General features: G+C 67.4%; 13 protein-coding genes and 1 tRNA gene. 7 read left to right on the top strand and 7 right to left on the bottom strand.

From position 1 onward, the window contains the following. Positions 1-2: 2 nt before the first annotated feature. The 5 genes from efeO to MUN76_RS02395 form a co-directional block, all read right to left on the bottom strand. Positions 3-1,229, bottom strand: coding sequence for an iron uptake system protein EfeO (efeO, locus tag MUN76_RS02415; protein WP_244686827.1), 1,227 nt, complete (start codon positions 1,227-1,229; stop codon positions 3-5). Next, a complete protein-coding gene (gene efeU, locus MUN76_RS02410; RefSeq protein ID WP_429953044.1) occupies positions 1,226-2,137 on the bottom strand; it encodes an iron uptake transporter permease EfeU in 912 nt (303 codons plus the stop codon). The genes efeO and efeU overlap by 4 nt, the downstream gene beginning before the upstream one ends. Positions 2,138-2,331: 194 nt before the next feature. Next, entirely contained in the window at positions 2,332-2,820 is a 489-nt protein-coding gene (locus tag MUN76_RS02405) for a Dps family protein (protein ID WP_244686824.1), read from the bottom strand. Between the two features lie 178 nt (positions 2,821-2,998). Beyond that, positions 2,999-3,739 (bottom strand): hydrogen peroxide-dependent heme synthase, encoded by a 741-nt coding sequence (hemQ, locus tag MUN76_RS02400; protein WP_244686822.1) that lies wholly within the window; start codon positions 3,737-3,739, stop codon positions 2,999-3,001. A 50-nt stretch (positions 3,740-3,789) separates the two neighbouring features. Next, positions 3,790-4,887, bottom strand: a complete 1,098-nt coding sequence (locus tag MUN76_RS02395) for a ferrochelatase (RefSeq protein WP_244686820.1) — start codon at positions 4,885-4,887, stop codon at positions 3,790-3,792. 153 nt (positions 4,888-5,040) lie between these two features. Here MUN76_RS02395 and MUN76_RS02390 point away from each other — a divergent pair, with 153 nt between their 5' ends. Beyond that, positions 5,041-5,799: a FadR/GntR family transcriptional regulator gene (locus MUN76_RS02390; RefSeq protein ID WP_244686818.1), complete on the top strand. Its 759-nt coding sequence runs from the start codon at positions 5,041-5,043 to the stop codon at positions 5,797-5,799. Between the two features lie 27 nt (positions 5,800-5,826). On the opposite strand, the gene MUN76_RS02385 is transcribed toward MUN76_RS02390, so the two are convergent. Continuing rightward, positions 5,827-5,900: transfer RNA gene (locus MUN76_RS02385), tRNA-Ile, on the bottom strand. 160 nt (positions 5,901-6,060) lie between these two features. Between MUN76_RS02385 and MUN76_RS02380 the strand changes: the two genes are divergently transcribed. The 4 genes from MUN76_RS02380 to MUN76_RS02365 all read left to right on the top strand — a co-directional run bounded on the left by MUN76_RS02380 (position 6,061) and on the right by MUN76_RS02365 (position 8,990). Beyond that, entirely contained in the window at positions 6,061-6,546 is a 486-nt protein-coding gene (locus MUN76_RS02380) for a type 2 periplasmic-binding domain-containing protein (RefSeq protein WP_244686816.1), read from the top strand. Next, positions 6,543-7,523, top strand: coding sequence for a cation diffusion facilitator family transporter (locus MUN76_RS02375; RefSeq protein ID WP_244686814.1), 981 nt, complete (start codon positions 6,543-6,545; stop codon positions 7,521-7,523). Before MUN76_RS02380 ends, MUN76_RS02375 begins: the two co-directional genes overlap by 4 nt. Before the next feature lie 42 nt (positions 7,524-7,565). Continuing rightward, complete coding sequence (locus MUN76_RS02370) at positions 7,566-7,997, top strand: hypothetical protein (protein WP_244686813.1); 432 nt, start codon at positions 7,566-7,568, stop codon at positions 7,995-7,997. Positions 7,998-8,120: 123 nt separating this feature from the next. Continuing rightward, positions 8,121-8,990 carry a GNAT family N-acetyltransferase gene (locus tag MUN76_RS02365; protein WP_244686811.1) on the top strand — a complete coding sequence of 290 codons (870 nt, stop codon included), beginning with the start codon at positions 8,121-8,123 and terminating at the stop codon, positions 8,988-8,990. A gap of 49 nt (positions 8,991-9,039) precedes the next feature. Here the strand turns inward: MUN76_RS02365 and MUN76_RS02360 are convergent, their stop codons facing one another. After that, positions 9,040-13,320 (bottom strand): SdrD B-like domain-containing protein, encoded by a 4,281-nt coding sequence (locus MUN76_RS02360; RefSeq protein WP_244686809.1) that lies wholly within the window; start codon positions 13,318-13,320, stop codon positions 9,040-9,042. A 193-nt stretch (positions 13,321-13,513) separates the two neighbouring features. Here MUN76_RS02360 and MUN76_RS02355 point away from each other — a divergent pair, with 193 nt between their 5' ends. Together MUN76_RS02355 and MUN76_RS02350 are read left to right on the top strand one after the other, a co-directional pair. Beyond that, a complete protein-coding gene (locus MUN76_RS02355) occupies positions 13,514-16,084 on the top strand; it encodes a LuxR C-terminal-related transcriptional regulator (RefSeq protein WP_244686808.1) in 2,571 nt (856 codons plus the stop codon). Then, positions 16,056-17,315: an MFS transporter gene (locus MUN76_RS02350; protein ID WP_244686806.1), complete on the top strand. Its 1,260-nt coding sequence runs from the start codon at positions 16,056-16,058 to the stop codon at positions 17,313-17,315. Before MUN76_RS02355 ends, MUN76_RS02350 begins: the two co-directional genes overlap by 29 nt. The last annotated feature ends 22 nt before the right edge of the window (positions 17,316-17,337 follow it).

Raw genomic sequence — 17,337 nt, 5'->3', positions numbered from 1 at the left:
CCCTACTTCACGACCGCTGCGGTCAGCTTCGACATCGGCTCGCTGAGCGCACTCAGGCTCGCGGCGAGTTCGGCGCGCTGGGTCTCGTCGACGGTGTCGTAGAACACGAATCCAGCGTCGTAGGAACCGTACTCGTCGAGCAGCGCGAACATGTCGGCGAATCGCTCGTCCAGCTCGGTGACCAGCTCGGAGGCGTCGTTCGCCTCGGCGAGCGGGCGAACGGTGTCGAACGCGACCTGCGCGCCCTCGACGTTGGCGTAGAAGTCGTACAGGTCGGTGTGTCCGAACTCGTTCTCCTCACCGGGGAGCTTGCCGTCGGGAGCGGCAACCTCGTCGAGGAGGCCCTTGGCACCCTCGGTGATGTCGGCGAGCGTCAGGGTGAAGTCGGGAGCCGCGACCTTGTCCTTCAGTTCGGTGATGTCGGCGACCAGCTGATCGCCGAGCTCCGCGCGCTCCTCGGGGGTGAGGGCGACGAGATCGTCCTTCGGGTAGTGATCCTTCTCGGGCGTCGAGTAGTTCGCGATCGCGGCGTCCAGCCACAGATCCTGCTCGATGCGGTGGAATCCGGTGAAGGGGATGCCCTCCTCGAGCGCGCCCGGCTTGCGGTAGTCGATCTTGGGGTCGAGGTCGCCGAACTGCTCGGCGGTCGGCTCGATCCGCTCGTAGCTGATGCGCACGAGCGGGAAGAGGCGCTTGGCCTCCTCGTCGTCGCCCGCCTGGTAGGCGTCGACGAACTCCTGCACCTGGGGCACGAGCTCCTCGGTCTGCGACTTCACGTACCCGATGTACTGCGCGATCACCGCGTCATCCTCCTGAGAGGTCTCGACGGCCTCGCCGTTCACGACGAAGGGGGCCTGGCCGACGCCCGCGCCGATCATGCCGGGCTTGCAATTGGTGAAGTAGTCGCCCGGGCCCACCTGCACGGTGAGGTCGCGGCTCGCACCGGGGGCGATGTTCTCGACCTCGCCGATGATGGTGAGCTTGTTCGCACCGAGCACGTAGAACTCGTTCACCGTGCTGCCGTCGTTCTGGACGGTGAAGGTGACGGTGCCGCTCGTCGCTTCGGCGGTCTCGACCGCGCAGTCGGTATCGGACGCGGTGACAGCGATGCTCTCGGCGTCGGGTGCGGCGTTCGGCACGCACCCGGTGAGCGCGATGGTGGCACCGGCGAGTGTGGCAAGGGCGGTGAGCGTCTGGCCGACGCGCCTGCGGGGGTGGGTGATGGTCACGGGGTTCCCTTCTGAGTGGCGGCGATCTTGCGCGCCGCGCGTTCGCGTTCCTGCGCAAAGGATGCGCGGAGGAAGATGGTGAGGGTCGGCACGAGGTACAGGAACCAGGCGAAGACCTCGAGCTTCGTCATCTCGGGCGAGAACCCGATCGTGCCCTTGAGCAGCGCGCCGAGGAAGCCGTCGGGCGCGATGAGGTGGGAGAGCTGGAACGCCCAGGCGGACTCGCCGAACCAGGCCGCGACGAACGCACCGGCCTCCGGCGGCGGCGGGGCAAACGGTCCCGGGAGGAACCCGGCCTCCTGCAGATCGTGGACGCCGTAGGCGAGCACCCCGGCCGCGAAGACGATGAGTAGTGCGCCCGACCAGCGGAAGAACACGGTGAGGTTGATGCGGAGCATGCCCCGGTAGAGGAGCCACCCGAGGATGATCGCGATCACGATGCCGGAGACGGCGGTGAGGAACCCGGTGAGCGGGGAGATATCATTCGCCCGCGTCGTCGCCCAGATGAAGAGTGCGGTTTCGAGCCCCTCGCGCCCCACGGAGACGAAACCGATGGCGGCGACACCCCAGCCGTTGCCGACGAGTGCGCGATCGACTTGACCGCGGAGGTCCGCACCGAGGTCGCCCGACGCGCGCAGCATCCAGAACACCATCCAGGTGACCATGACGACCGCGAGGATCGACAGTGAGCCCCCGATCGCCTCCTGCGCCGTGAAGGAGAGCCCGTAGGCGCCGTAGGTGAGGATGGCGCCCAGGATCATCGAGAGCAGCACGGCGGCGCCGACGCCGATCCAGATCCGCTTCGCGACATCGCGTCGCCCGATCCGGTGGACGTAGGCGAGCAGAACACCCACGACGAGTGCCGCCTCCAGGCCCTCGCGGAGGCCGATCATGAGAGTTCCCAGCACTAGCGGCTCGCTTCCAAATGCACGTGTGATCTTGGTAAGGCTCGCCTTACAGAGTGAAGTTACCACAGTTTCATCAGATGTATGAACCGACAGGTGTCGCGAGTCCCCGGGCACACGACAACGGCCCCGCCGAGAACCGATGTGGAACTCGACGGGGCCGTTGTGATCATGGCCGCAGCGTCAGCGGCAGCGGACTAACCCGCGAAGTGCGAGAACAGGAACCAGCGGTCCTTGTCCAGCTGCTGCGCGATCGCGATCACGACGTCCTGGCTCACGAGATCGATGTCATCGAGCCCCTTCACCGCGGCGTAGACGGTCTCGAGCGTCGCGTCGATCTGCGCCACGATCTCGCGGACCGTCACGTCGGACTGCTGGAAGCCGTCGCTCAGCGTCGGAGTGGTGGTGCGCGCGGCGACCGTCGAGATCCGAGCGTCGACGGGCAGCCCCAGGGCGACGATGCGCTCCGCGACGGTGTCTGCGGCATCCTGTGCGTTCGTCACGACGACGTCGAGGAACTCGTGCACGCCGATGAAGTTCTCACCGCGCACGTGCCAGTGCGCCTGCTTGCCGTTGACCGCGAGTGCCACGAGGTCGTGCACGACGGGGCTCAGGTACTGCGCGACGCCGGTGGGGCGGCTGAGATCGCCCTGCGCGGCCGGAACCTGAATCTGCTTAGTGACCATTGAGTGATCCCCTCTCTCTGTGAAGTCTTACCCATAAACTTACGCCGATTTCGGGATCGTGCAAGCAAGGACAGGCTCGGCTTACAGTCGATGACAGGACTCGCGATCGGCGGAATCATGCGGCAGAGAGCGGTCTCCGTCGACTCGAGTGCGTAGGCCGTGAGGTCCCTGATCGCTCTCAGCTGAAGATGCGGGCGAGGAGCTCTTCGGGTGCGCGACGAGGCCCGGTGAAGAAGGGGATCTCCTCGATGACGTGCCGCCGGGCCGACGTGGCTCGGAGCTCGCGCATGAGGTCCACGATCCGGATCACATCGTCCGCTTCGAACGCGAGCAGCCACTCGTAATCGCCCAGTCCGAAGGCCGCGACGGTGTTCGCGAGCACGTCTCCGTAGTCCCGGGCCGCGGCACCGTGCTCGCGCAGCATCTCGCGACGTTCGGCGTCGGGCAGCAGGTACCATTCACGCCCCCGCACGAAGGGGTACACGCAGACGTAGCCCTTCGGAGCGTCCCCGGCCAGGAAAGCGGGCACATGGCCACGGTTGAACTCCGCGGCGCGGTGGACTCCGATGTTCGCCCACACCGGTGCCAGAGCGCCTGCCGACCACTCGAGCACGAGGCGATATGCCGCCTGGAGCGCCTCGGGAGTGGGCGCGTGCCACCAGATGAGAAGGTCGGCATCCGCCCGGTACCCCGCAACGTCGTACCAGCCGCGGGTCACGAGACCCTCGATCGCGTCGAGCTCGGCGAGGAGGCCGCGTGCGATCCCCCGCCAGGCCGGTGAGACGCCGACACCGGCGCGGCCGTGATCCTCTCGGAACACCGCGTACATCGTGTAGTTGACGGCGTCGTTGATCGCGTCGGCGACGCCGGAGTGGTCGACGACGGGGGCTGCGGAGGCGGGTGTGGTGGGAGTAGACATCGTGGGTCCTCGGGGTGGGGTGGGTGGGAATCGGTGCGGGTCGCCGCGCGTCAGTCGTGAGGACCGGCGAGCACCGGGATCCCGGTGACCTCACCGGCGCGCATGCGGCAGCTCCCCGCCGGCGCGTCATCCGGGAAGGCCGCGAGGGAACCGACAGTGGCCGGTGCAACGTCCGCGCCGCTTTCCCGAGCCGCGCGCTCGAGCACCATGTCGATGAGACCCGCGACGAAGCGCTGCCGCACGCCGACGGTGTCGGCCCGGGCGGCTGCGATCCCGTGCTCCTCGGCCGTCTCCATCGCCTCGACGTCGAGGTCGAAGGCGACCTCCATGTGGTCCGAGATGAACCCGATGGGCGCGATGACGATCTTGCGGACGCCCTGCGCCTGAAGCTCCTCAATGTGGTCGTTGACGTCCGGCTCGAGCCACGGGGTGCGGGGGTCGCCGGACCGTGAGCAGTAGGCCAGCGACGACGGCAGCGCGTGCCCGAGGTCGTCGGCCAGGGCGGCATCGATCGTCGCCCGCACATCCTCGTGCTGTTCGCGGTAGCCGGGGCCCGTCGCGGCCGAGGCCTCCTGCATCGTGTCGGGAATCGAGTGCGTGACGTACAGAATGTGCGCGCCCGCCAGCCCGCCGTCGAGGGTGGCACCGGCCTCGCGGATCGCATCAAGATTCGCGTGCACGAATCCCGGGTCGTTGAAGAACGGGCGCAGCATGTGGATCTCGGGGGCCGACTCCCCCAGCTCGTGCACGGCCGCTGCCAGGTGCTCGCGGTACTGCCGGCTGCCCGAGAACGACGCGTAGGCGCTCGTGACGAGGGTGAGGATCCGCTTCGCGCCGAACGCACTCGCGTCGCGCAGCGTGTCGACCGTGTAGGGGTGCCAGTTGCGGTTGCCCCAGATCACCGGGAGGTCCACGCCTCGCCGCTGCAGCTCGGCGCGCAGGGCATGGAGCAGGTCGAGATTCTGCTCGTTGATGGGACTGCGGCCGTCGAAGCGGTGATAGTGCTCGCCGACCTCCACGAGGCGGTCCTCCGGGATGCCCTTGCCGCGCGTCACGTTCTTCAGAAACGGGAGGACATCGTCGGTGCCGTTCGGACCACCGAAGGAGCAGAGCAGGAGCGCGTCGTAGGGCATGGCGTGTGCAGTCATGACTGGCACGCTACCATCAGTGATGCTGTAGATCTGATGTATAACATCGGATGTGGAGGCCCCATTTGGCGACCCCGCGAATCGATATGATTGCAGGGTACCGGCACGCAGACTTCCCGCGTGTCCCGCCGGCCCCCTCCAGAGGTTTCACACATGACAGGTTCACCACGCGGCTCGCAGAAGGCACGTGACACCCTCGAGTATTTGCGCGACAACATCTCGAGCGGCGCGTGGGCGGTCGGCGACCTGATCCCGAAGGAGCCCGAGCTCATGGAGCTCATCGGCGTCGGCAAGTCGACGGTGCGCGAGGCGGTCCGGTCGCTCGCGACCTTCGGCATGCTGCAGACGGTGCCCGGTGTGGGCACCTTCGTCCGGGCGCGCACACCCGTGAGCACGATCCTCACGGAGTTCCTCGTCGACCACGATCTCGAGGAGGTGCTGGTCTACCGGCGCTCGCTCGAGATCGAAGCCGCGCAGCACGCGGCGGTGAACCGGAGCGAGGAGCAGCTCGTGCTGCTGCGAGACGCGTTCGCGCGCTCGCACGGTGGCGCCGCGGCGATCGACCGCTGCGACCAGAGTTCGACGCCCGGGTCGTTCCACCTCCTGATCGTCGAGGCGAGCGGCAGCAAGCTGCTCCTGGATCTGTACCTCGGCGTGATCTCTGTGCTCCAGAAGGCCAGCGCCGACGGGCGCGTGATCCTGGGCACCACCCCGGAGACGATGCATCTGGATCACGAGGCCGTGCTGAAGGCGATCGAGGCTCGGGATGTGCGCAACGCGGCGCACTCGATGGCGCTACACGTCGATCGAGACCTCGGCCTCCGCACCGACATGCTGGAGTTCAGCCCGCAGACCGAACGCGCCACGTCACTGATCGACGCCGGCTACGATCCCGGTCAGTCCGAGCTGTAGGCGATCCCGCGCAGACGTCCGAGGGAGTAGGGCGTGCGGGGCTTGAACCCGCGACCGACGGATTATGAGTCCGCTGCTCTAACCGGCTGAGCTAACGCCCCCTGGTGCGGCTCTCAGTCTAGTGAATGCGGGCGGTCGGCTTGGCCGATCCGCCACTAGCGCGTCCGTTCCACCGTCGGCAACCCCCTGGTCGCCTGCCGCGCAGTCCGTGCACACTACTGGTGTCCCCGTCAGACACGGTGCACGACAGGAGTGAACCACATGGCACGGCTGCGAGTTCGGTCTCGAGCGGCAGGGGTGGTGGGATCCGTGATCCTGCTGGGCACAATCACCGCGTGCGGGCTGCAGATCCCCTCCGATCCGGACGGCACGCTCTCGGACGTCGCCGGCGGCACTCTGCGCGTGGGCGTCTCCACGGAACCTGGCGTGATCACCGCCTCCGGCGACACGTTTGACGGCCCCGCTGCCGACCTGGTCGACGGGCTCGCCGACGAGCTCGGCGCCGAGGTCGAGTGGCATCCGCTCGGCGAGGAATCAATCGTGCGGATGCTCGAGGACGACGCACTGGATCTCGGCGTCGGCGGGTTCACCGATGCCACCCCCTGGATAGACCGGGCCGGAGTATCCCGGGCCTTCGACCATCTCCCGGACCTCGAGGGTCGCCGGTTCGTGGTGCTGGTGCAGCTCGGCGAGAATGCGTTCCTGTCGCGCGTTGAGGCCTTCCTGGATGCGGAGTCTGGATCATGACCACCGCATCGATGCGACAGCACTCGCACGAGCAGCTGCCCGAGAAGCAACGGGAGGCGCGACGGTCGGCGATACGGTGGCAGATCTTCACGATCGCGTACACGAGCGTCACGATCATCGTCGTCGCGTTTGTGCTCGGCAACTCCCAGGCGATGAAGACCGCCTGGATCGAGGACATGCTCTCCCTGGTTCCGCAGATCGTATTCCTCCTCTCGCTCCTCTTCGTGCAGCGGAGGCCCACGAAGAAGCATCCGTACGGATGGCATCGGGTCATGGGGGTTGGTCACCTCATCGCGGGCGTGGCGCTACTCGCGGTGGGGCTCATTCTGGCGGTGGAGGCGGGATCCGGCCTGCTCGCCGCAGAGCATCCGACCATCGGCACGATCGTGCTGTTCGGACACACCGTCTGGTTGGGTTGGATCATGGTGGCCGTGATGGCCGTGATCGTGGCGGGGCCGCTGATCTACGGCCCGGCGAAGGCGAAACTCGCGCCGGTGCTGCACAACAAGCTGCTCTACGCCGACGGTGACATGGCCAAGGCGGACTGGCACACGAATGCCGCATCGATCGTCGGTGTACTCGGAATCGGCGCCGGACTCTGGTGGCTCGACGGAGTGGCCGCGCTGTTCATCTCCGTCGGGATCGTCGTAGACGGGTTCCGCAACACGAGCATTGCGCTGCAGGATCTGATGGATCAGCGTGCCCGGAGTGCCAACGGGAAGGATCCGCACTCGCTCGTCAATGAGGTCCTGGAGTTTCTCGCGGGAGTGCCCTGGGTCGCCGACGCCGCCCTGCGCATGCGCGACCAGGGCCAGGTCTTCCACGTCGAGGTTTTCGTGGAACCTCAGCAGTCCGAGGTATCGCTGGAGCAACTCGCGGACCTCAGCGCGGCGATCGCGCGGATCGACTGGAAGCTGAACGATGTGGTGGTCGTCGCGACCCAGGAGCTCCCAGAGCACGCCGACCGGCTGAGCTGATCCGGCACCTCTCTCGGCCGAGACTCTCCCTAGACTGAGGGCATGGACCTCACTCGCCGTCCCTCGCGTCCGCTCCGTGTGTCGCTGCTCGTCATCAGTGGGTTCAATGCACTCTCCGCGCTCATCGGCATGGTCGGGCTGACGCTCGGAGGTGGGATGGGGTTACCGCTCGCGTGGCTCGACGGGAGCGTGTTCACCTCGTACGTGTGGCCCGGAATCATCCTGGGGGTCGTGGTGGGCGGGTCCCAGGTGCTTGCACTTCTCGCCCAGCTCCGCTGGCTGGCGCTCGCGTGGGGTCTGCACGCGGCAGCCGGGCTCGTCATGATGATCTGGATCTTCGTGGAGATCGCGATCATGCTGGTGTGGTCGCCGCTGCACGGCATCTTCTTCGTCACTGGACTCCTGCAGACCGTGCTCGCGATCCTCGCGGTGGGTGCGGTGCCGCGCCCGTTCTTCGGACGCTCCGACCTTTGAGGAACGCATCCGCGACATACCTCACTTCGACCTCCCCACACGTATCGCGCGAAACGGGGCGAATTTCGGACCTAGACTCAGGAGAGTTCGGGGTGCATGCCTCGCCGAGTGAGGGAGCACACGATGGAATCCGGCATCCGCGTCCGCGCACTCGCCGCGAACGAGATCGATGAGGTCGCGTCGCTCTGGGAAGCGCTCTTCGACCATCACCTCGCGGTCGGTGCGGCAGGGCTCGCCACCATCGCGCGCGAGGAGACCTGGCCCCGTCGCCGCGCCCACTACGAGCGACTGCTGCAGCAGCACCCGGACACGCGCTTCTGGCTCGCCCTCGACGACGCGGGATCGCGACTCGGGTACGCGGTGGCATTCGAAGAGGAGCTGGCCGGTGCCCGAGCCATGGTGCTGGAGACGCTCGGTGTTGCTGCAGCGGCCCGGGGCCGCGGGATCGGATCCCATCTGATGCGCACCGTGGACGATGCGGCGCAGGACGGGGGTATTGATCTCGGCGTCCTGGACGTGCTGGGCGGCAACACCCGAGCGCGCGCACTCTACGTGCGTTGCGGGTATGAACCGTACTCCGAGACCTGGATGCTCTCCACTCCCCCGGAGCTCGTCGCTGAAAGCCCACCCTCCTTTGCCGATCTGGTGCAGGAGGCACGGCGACTCGGCCTGCGGCTCACGCTTGCTGCCGGCCCTGACGACACCTGGGTGTCGGCGGATCAGATCGTCGATCTCTCCCGGCCCCGTGCGACCGGCCTTCGGCGCGTTTCTGGTCCTCCAGCCGCTGCACGGAGCCCGATCGATCTTCGCGGCCTCGAGGATCTGTGCACCACACTCGCGGAAACGGGGCTGTGGACGATCAGGTGCGAGATCTCCTCGGGGTCGGCGGACACCGCGCTCCGAGGACTGCTCGCGCAGTGCGGATTCCGACTCAGCACGGAGCGATTGCTGCGTCGGGGCAGCGGGCTGCCGTCCGCCGCAGCACACGACTGAGGGGGTTCGACGAGGCGTGTCCCCCATCGAACCCCCTCGTCGGTGATCGTTAGTGCTCCACGTGCCGGCGTCGCCGGAGAATCACTGCGGCCGCGCCTGCGACCAGCAGCAGGAGTGCTGCGGCCGTGATGCCGGTGAGCTGTCCGCCGGTCACCGGGAGGCCCGGGATCGGGTGCTGCGGTGTCGTCGGATCCGTCGGTGCCTGTGGGATGGGTGGGTTGCCGCAGACCTTGTCGGTGACGGTGACGTCGTCGACGGTGAGGGCGGCTTCGTTGAGGAACCCGCTCCCGGTCTCGGTTGCCGTGATGTCGCACACGGTGTCCTCGGTCGTGATCGTTGTCGCGATGTCCGCGGTCACGGTCACGAGGTACGTGTGCGTCGCTCCGCCCGGCAGTGCTGCTGCCGCTACGACCGTGGTATCGGTCTGCCCGTCGAAGCCCGGGTTCGTGGCGATGCCACCCGGTACCGTGTTCCGGGCCGTGACGTCTCCGATGGTGATGTCGCCGCCGTACGCGAGGTCGTCGGTGAGGTCGTACACCCCTTCCGCGGTGCCCGTGTTCGTCGCGGTGAGTTCGTACGTCACCGTCGTGCGGTTGCCCGTGCCGAGGTCGGTGGCGCCGAGGTACGTTTTGTCGAGCACGATGTTCACGTTCCGGTCGATGATGAGACCCGCGTCGAGGGTGAGGTCCTCGGTGTCCTGCCCGAGAGCGAAGTCCTGGGTCTCTCCCGTGACCGTGTCCGCATCCGAATCGATCGTCGAGTCATCACCGGCATGCTGGATCGTGAACGTGGTGTTCGAATTCAACCCGTTCGGGTCGAACACGACATGGTAGGTGCCGGAGGCGAGGTTTTCGAACCGGTAGTTCCCGTCCGCGTCCGTCACCGTTTCCAGGTCGACGAGGTTGCCGTCAACATCAGTACCCAGGAGACGCACCGGGAACCCGGCCACCCCCGGCTCGCCCTCGTCCTGGAGGCCGTTCTGGTTGAGATCCTCCCAGACCCGATCCCCCACCGCGGAGGCGATGACAGCGACCTGTCGCACCGCGGGCCCCACGGGCTGCGTCACGCCGACGACGCGACCGGAGGTCCGGTTCTCGTACACATCCCCCGCCGTGTTCCCCTGCGGGGTCATCGTGACCTTCACCGTGAACTCGTCCGCCGAACCAAACGACCCCGGACGCACGAACCTGAGCCCCGTCACCTCCGACACCGAGGCCGGGCACGCAGCCGTGGTCCCGGTGCCGCTCACGACCGAGCCACCGGTGGCGGCGTCGCACCACGTCGTCGCACCCGTGCTCTGGTTCGACGGGTCGCTCGGATCCACGACCAGGGACGCCGCAGCGGCACTCGTGTACAGCACCTGAATCCCGGTACCTGCAGACACCGACACGTCATTCAGGTCCACGGTCCCGGTGAACGCGGACCCGTCACGCCCGTCCGCGGGGAGCACGTCGATGACATCGACATCGGACACCTGCGCCGGGGAATCGATATTCACGAAATCGATGGTCCAGGTGAACGAGCGCGGGTACGCGAGACCCTCCCGGTTCGACTCGACCTGGGGCTTATCCACGGTCTTCGCGATTTTGATCCCCGTCGGCACCACCAACTGGATCTGCGCCGTCGACGTCCGCGCGCTCACCCGCGTCGGATCCCCCGGAGACGCCACCACGGCGGTATTCGTGTACACCCCGTTCCGGGCCGTCGCACCGATCTCGACCTGATACATGATCGGATCTATCGCGACATTGATCTCCTGCGGGCCCAGATCCCACTTCACATACGTCTGCCCGGCACCGCAGGTCACCTCCGCGCCCGCGGGCGACCCCTCCTGCACGATCACCGGCACAATCGGGGCACCACTCTCACGCGCGGAAGACACAAAGGACTGATACCGCGGCAGACAATCCTCCACCGTGACATTCTGGGTGAGACCCGTGACCGACGCATCCGCCGTGAGCGACGGAGTCAGGCGGTACTCCACCGTCGATCCGGCCGTGTACTGCGGCGACGCCGAATCCGTGAACAGGCCCGTGGTCGGGTTCTTCACGAACTTCTTGATCCGCGCAGACGCCTCACCCACGATGAGTCGGTCGCCACGTGACCCGACATTTGTCCCCGGGTTGTAGCTTGACGGGTGGGTCGTGTCAGGTGTCGCCACGACCTCGTCGAGGGTGTGCACCCCGGCACGGGTCAGCAAGCTGGCGTAGTTCGGGATGATCGTGCCGTTCGCACCGGCGCCCTCGAGCACCTTCATCGCGATCGTAAAGTTCACCCACATCTGGTTCGACACGTTGCCGGCTTCGGAACTGAACGAGAACCGGACCCGGTTCACGCCCTGCCATGTGCCATCGACGACGGAGGCCCCGGCTACTGCGCCGGGAGTCGATGCCCAGGTGCCGGAGTCGCAGTCGGAATTCTCAGCGGACCCGGGAGTCGCGGTGTACCCGTACTCGACCTGCAGGTTCTGCAGATCGTCAGCGCTCGTCCACCACTCATCGAGAATGACGCTGGAGAGCCATGCGGGGGACCCGTTCGATGCGAACTGCACTCGAGTGTATGGTGTTGCCGGCAGATTGAATGTCTCCGGCATCGCGAGTTTCGTGTTGTCCCACACATCACAGGCGACGAACGAACGAGCATTCTGCGTCGCGGAGAGCGGGAGGAGCTCGTGATGGACGATCAAGTTGCTCATGACGGTCTGACCCGGAAGCACCACAGTGTTGCCATCCAGAAAACGAGAGGATCCGGGAGGTCCTTCGAACTCCCAGTTCGTGTATTTCCCGGACGGAGTGTTCCCCGGGGCGCCGGTGACGCCGCTGAACCCCTTCGTCAAGCTGAAGTTGCCCGATCCGGCTTCAAACCGGGTGCTTCCTGACCGGACATTGTTCTCAGGCGCCTCCCCCAAGTTGGGGCTGCCATCAATCGCGGTGGCCTGAACCTCGGAGTAGTTGTTCGACCAGTTGAGCGTGTACGCGTCGCCCTCCTGAAGACCGAGGTCCTGAATCGCTTCGAATGGCACCTCGATACGGATCGATGTCGCGAGAACGTACCCGGAGTCTGCAGGGAGAGCGGGCCCACCGACGGCATTGGTCGGCACGGTGTACGCGGTCGTGTCTGCGTCGGTGAAGGTGATGTCGACCGGAGTGCCGAGTTCGGTCTGCACGCAGGTGATGGTGCCGCTATCGCGAACCGCGTTGTCCGGCGCTCCCTGCCAGGGATTCGGCAGCGACCCGTACAGATTCGGGTGCCCATAGGAGCACCCCGTGATGCGCGGTGCGTACTTCTCCAGCGCACCCGCGCCCGCGGCGATCCACTCCGGCGAGGACGTCACCCCGGGTCCGAAGAACGATTCAGGCCGGAGGTCTTCGGTCACCACGATCGGAGAAGCCAGTGGTGTGACCCCCTTGCCGTTCGATGGGGCTTCCATCGTCAGCGGGAACTCCATCCGCACACAGAGCTTCGTGGCGTCGAAGGTACACGCCAAGAACTGCTGGAAGAAGGGGCCACTGTTATCGGTCGTTGCTCGGGTCCGCTTCGACACATCGAAGTTCGCCGCGGCCGACACCGAGTGCGACACCTCGTTGGAGACCGACGGGGCGGCCGTCTCCTGCGAGGCGGCAGTCGCAGTCACCGGGGTGAGCGCGGTGCCGTTCGGCACCTCAGGCCGCACCTTCGACACGAAGCGGTAGTCCAGCGACGTACCCTGCGCCTGATCGGCGACGATGCACGTCACGGACTGCGTCGGCAGGGACTCCCAGCTCGTCGAGACGACGGGAATCGGCGGCGCCGGCAACGAGGCCGGTGTCACACTCGAGCCCGGCAGACAGAATGGCGGCAGCGACACGAGCTCCTCGCCCTGCGGCAGGTCGAACGTGATCGTCGGGGCGGTGTGCTCCGAGCCCTCGAAGCGGACGCTGACGTTATACGTCACCGAGTCGTTCGTGCGCACGATGTCATTGTCGGGGCCGGAATCGTTGCCCGCATCGTCGTTGTCCTGGAACGGTTCCGTGCCGGTCTGCTGCGTGAGCACAACGGAGAGGGTGCCATCGCCGGCCGCGAACGGAATGATGGGGGCGGCATCCACGGCCACCGGGACTTCGAGAGTCTCCGGTCCCGGCTCGGACCCCTCGGTGGTCGCCGTCGCTTCCTCGGCTGCGGGCGCGGCCGGTGCGGTTCCCTCGGTCGAGGTCTCGGGTGCGGTCTCCTCTGCGAACGCCGCAGGAACCGACAGCAGTCCAGCCACCATGGCGAATGCGCTCACGAGCGCCCCCGCGTGCAGGAGTCGCCGAGCGGGCGTCGCCGGTGGTCGCTTGCCTCGATACGTCATTGTTCCCTCGTCCCAGTGAATTGCCGAATCGGCACAGTCATTCCCGACGTCAGAGTAGGCGGCGCGAACCCACCTGAGATCGATCGGCCGGATTTTCCCCCCGCATTTCCCCCTCTTCGGCATCCCGCACAGGCCCGCACGTCCCGTGGAATCGGTAGATTGAGACGTATGCCTGCGCCGTCGGATCCATCCCATGCCGGCTGACGCGCATTTCTTCCCGGTGACCCGCCACCACATGCTTCCGCGGCCGCTGCTGTTGCGGCGCGTCGTTTCGCAGCGTCCGGCGCTCACACTGATCCACGGTCCTGGCGGGAGCGGCAAGTCCGTGCTCGCGGCGACGGTGGCGCGCACGCTAGCGTCCGAAGCGGGGTCCATCGACGATCAAGCAGGTTCGGCACTCTGGATCGAGCTCTCGGACGCCGACACCTCCCCGGGAGCGCTGTGGCAACGGGTGGCAGGCGCCATCGCCCGAGCCGGCCTGGTCGAATCCTCGTCGGGCGATCCTCACCCCGGCCTGCGTGAGATGCTCGTGTCGCTGGGCCGAAGGGTGGTGCTTGTGCTGGATGGCGCTCCCGCGGGGCTCCCCCTCGACACGCAGCGGCCGCTCGTCACCATGCTCGAGGAGGTGCCCGACCTCAGTGTGATCGTCACCTCGCGACGGCGGCCCGCCGAGCTTGCCGGCCCGAAGACCCGGTTTCGGCTCCCCGTGTGCGAGTTCGGCCCAGATGACTTGGCGCTCTCCGAGAGCGAGGTCGCGCAACTCCTGGCCGCGCGCGTCCCCGAGATCCGGTCGACGGAGCGGGAGCAGGCGGCAGCCCACCTGGTCCGGAGCACCCGCGGATGGATGCTGGGTGTGCTCGCCCTGATCGCGGAGGGTGAGGAGGCCATCGCGGGATCTCGAGGTCGCCCCGCGCAGGTGGTGGCGTCGCTGATCGAGGCAACGATAACGTCTGGCACGCCCGCCGAGCATCGGCTGCTGTGCGCGACGGCCCTCTTCGAACAGGTCTCGCCCACGGTCCTCGAGCGCATGCTGGACGTCTCGCCGACCGAGGCTCAGATACTTCTTGAGCGTGTGATCGACGCGCATTTCGGTTCCTGGCTCGAGGAGAATGGCGAGCTCTGGTTCCACCACCAGACGATGGTCCGTGACGAGATCATGCGACGTGCCGAGGGGTTGGTCGGCGCTGATGAGCTGCGCACGCTCGCGGGTCGAGCCGCACCCGCCTTCGCATCGGCGCGACCGAGGCTCGCGGTGCAGGCCGCGATCATCGGCGAGCAGTGGGATGTGCTGAGTGAGCTCCTGCTGCAGGGAGACATTGCGCCTGTGACGCGGGATCGCATGCCGCACCGGCTCTCGGACGTTCCGGAGCACATCCAGGAGCAGTACCCGATCATCGGGGCGTTCGCGCTGATCGATGAGTACGCCTTTCCGAAAGGACGCATCGCCCGGCTGTTCTCCGGGCTTCGGGTGCTCGCCAGCACGGGTCTCGCCGCGGCCTCCGAGGAGCCGGGATTTCCAGGTCTGTCCGCCACAGCGCTCCGGATGATCGTGTCGCGCCTCGCGGGGAACGAGTCGCTCAGTGTGGAGCTGGCCCATCGGCTGCTCGCGTTGCTCGAGCAGTTCAGCCCCGAGGAGCGGACGGACGCCTGGATTCCGCTCCAGAGCGCTCTGCGCCACGCGGCAGTCACCTTCATCCACGCGGATGACAGTCTCGCCGCGGAACAGGCGCTCGCGCCGCTGCTCAACTGGCCCGACCGACTGGAGCCGAAAACTCGAGCCCACGCGAACTCCCTTGCGCTCTGGACGGCCGCGTGGAACGGCGACTTGATCACCGCGCGCTCGCGACTCGTGCGATGCGAACAGCTGAGAGAGCCCGTTGGTTGGGCTCACTCGTACCTCGGTGCCGGGTACCGGATCGGCGCGGCACTCCTCGACCTGGAAGCTCGGCAGCCTGAGGCGGCAGCCGAGCACCTCGACGCACTCCAAGAACACGAGGCGACGATCGAGCACTGGCCGCATTTGGTGATGCTGCACGCGCTCATCACGGAGAGCTCGGGCGGTCCCGGGCCGGCGCTCGAGCGTCTCGAGCGCGAGCTGCACCGGAGGAAACATCGGTTCGGGGTCTTCCCCAGTTCGCAATCACTGCTCGAGTCGCTTCGCGCGCGCCTGCGGTGGCAGTCCGGCCAGCGCATCGGGGCTGATCGGCGGAAGCGCACCGCCACGCTCGCGAGCGTGTACGCCGCGATGAGCCGAGGTGGCTTCGACGAGGCGTCGCTCACGGTCGGCGCACTCCTCCATCAGCCGGCTGCGTTGCGCTCCCCCAGGATCCGGACCGAGCTGTTGATCATCGGCGCCGAGAGCGCGCGGCGCGCCGGCGACACCTCTGCAGCGACCGCTCGCATTTCGGGCGCGAGCGAGCTCCTCCAGGCCCTGCACCTGGGGCTACCGATGCGTGCCCTGTCGGCGGAATCCGCCGGGGCCCTCGCGCTGCTCGCGCCCGGGCTGCCGGTCGAGCACAGCATCGCTGCAGAGGCGCACGTGCTCGTGCCACTCTCGAAGGCCGAGGCCCGCACGCTGCAGTCGATCCAGCACTCGGGGAGCATTGAGGAGACCGCGACCGCACTGCACCTCTCCCGAGAAACGGTGAAGTGGAACCTGAAGCAGGTGCACCGCAAGCTCGGGGTCCGTCGCCGCTCCGAGGCGATCCGGGTGGCACGCGAAGCCGGATTCATCCATGACGGGTCCGATGTCGACGGCCGGTGAGCGCGCGTCCTTCCGGGTCGCGTTCTTCGTGAACCTTGCGAAACTGACGTTGCTCGCGGCGCTGACCCCACCCGTCGCGGTGGGCATCGCCGCCCGCGCGACGGACATCGCTTCGGGACTGGAGGTCGCGGGCATCGTCGCCGTGACCATGAGCACGGGGTCGATATGCGCCATCATCGGTGCACTGCTCGTCGGCCGCATCGCCGACATCGGAAGCGCGTCGGCCTTCCGACGCTGGACCCTGGTGCTTGCGGCAACGGTCGTGGGCACGCTCGGACTGGTGATCGCGGTGACCGGTGTCTCGCCCGGCGCGTTGCTCGTGGGCTGGGGCATTGCGCAGGGCGGCTACTCCGGTGCAATGGCGGTGCTGCGCGCGCTCCTGGCGACTGCGCTGCCGCGCCACCGCAGCAGAGGGGCCGTCATCATGATCCTCGGGGCCTACGTGGGCCTCGCGCTGCCGCTCGGCGTCCTCCTCGTCGCACCGGAACTCGTGTGGCAGACGACGTTCGTGCTGTCGCTCGTCAGCTGCGCTGTTCCGGCCATGTTCCTTTTCTTCGCGCCGCAGCGTGCCGGCTCGGGGGCGCAACTGGGCGCGTCTCCCATTTCCGAAAGCGCCGTGAGCGCACCGGTGCGGCGGGTGCATCCCGCTCTGCTGTTGGCGTCTCAGCTCTGCGTGAGTGCGGTCGCCGCCGCCTACCTCGCCGCGCACGCGCTGGAGCTTGCGGCCCGATCCGAGGACGGTGACGCGGTGCCCGTGCAGATGGCGGTCGGTCTGCTCATCGCCGCGATTGCCGGGCTCGTCTGCGCGACCGCTGCGCTCTACGCACGTCCGCGATTCGTGTCGCACGCACGCGGCTGCATCCTGGTGAGTTCTCTGGTGCTCATGGTGTCTCTCGGTCTGCGCGGGTTCGCGGAGGCCGTGGCGGTGGTCGGGGTGTCCGCATTCGTCAGCGGATTCGCGATCGGGATCCTGAACTCGGTGCTGCTGGCGGCGGCGCTGGAGGCGGCCCCTCCGGGTCGTGACGGCAGGTTCATTGGGGCCTTCAGCGCGTCGGGCGCGGCCGGCCAGTTCGTCGGCCCGCTCCTGGGCCTCGGAGTGGTCTTCGCCGCCACAGCGCTCGTCCCGGGACTGTTCACCGACAATCCGTACCGCACGCTCATGCTGGTGCTCGCGGCGGTGGCGCTCGTGCCCGGGGTGCTCTGGATCCGACGCGGTCCGCGAGAACCGTGACGGCGACGGTCCGCGGGATCGA

It is taken from the genome of Leucobacter rhizosphaerae (assembly GCF_022919175.1).
GTDB classification, from domain to species: domain Bacteria; phylum Actinomycetota; class Actinomycetes; order Actinomycetales; family Microbacteriaceae; genus Leucobacter; species Leucobacter rhizosphaerae.
The sequence above is the reverse complement of the archived record's forward strand: the minus strand, read 5'-3'. Positions and strand labels throughout refer to the sequence as shown.

What these genes read in the sequence shown, in the direction of transcription:
- MUN76_RS02395 (WP_244686820.1), bottom strand. Translation starts at nt 4,887, where the DNA reads ATGACTGCACACGCCATGCCCTACGACGCGCTCCTGCTCTGCTCCTTC.
- MUN76_RS02360 (WP_244686809.1), bottom strand. Translation starts at nt 13,320, where the DNA reads ATGACGTATCGAGGCAAGCGACCACCGGCGACGCCCGCTCGGCGACTC.
- MUN76_RS02350 (WP_244686806.1), top strand. Translation starts at nt 16,056, where the DNA reads ATGACGGGTCCGATGTCGACGGCCGGTGAGCGCGCGTCCTTCCGGGTC.
- MUN76_RS02370 (WP_244686813.1), top strand. Translation starts at nt 7,566, where the DNA reads ATGGACCTCACTCGCCGTCCCTCGCGTCCGCTCCGTGTGTCGCTGCTC.
- hemQ (WP_244686822.1), bottom strand. Translation starts at nt 3,739, where the DNA reads ATGTCTACTCCCACCACACCCGCCTCCGCAGCCCCCGTCGTCGACCAC.
- MUN76_RS02390 (WP_244686818.1), top strand. Translation starts at nt 5,041, where the DNA reads ATGACAGGTTCACCACGCGGCTCGCAGAAGGCACGTGACACCCTCGAG.
- MUN76_RS02355 (WP_244686808.1), top strand. Translation starts at nt 13,514, where the DNA reads ATGCCGGCTGACGCGCATTTCTTCCCGGTGACCCGCCACCACATGCTT.
- MUN76_RS02405 (WP_244686824.1), bottom strand. Translation starts at nt 2,820, where the DNA reads ATGGTCACTAAGCAGATTCAGGTTCCGGCCGCGCAGGGCGATCTCAGC.
- MUN76_RS02375 (WP_244686814.1), top strand. Translation starts at nt 6,543, where the DNA reads ATGACCACCGCATCGATGCGACAGCACTCGCACGAGCAGCTGCCCGAG.
- MUN76_RS02365 (WP_244686811.1), top strand. Translation starts at nt 8,121, where the DNA reads ATGGAATCCGGCATCCGCGTCCGCGCACTCGCCGCGAACGAGATCGAT.
- MUN76_RS02380 (WP_244686816.1), top strand. Translation starts at nt 6,061, where the DNA reads ATGGCACGGCTGCGAGTTCGGTCTCGAGCGGCAGGGGTGGTGGGATCC.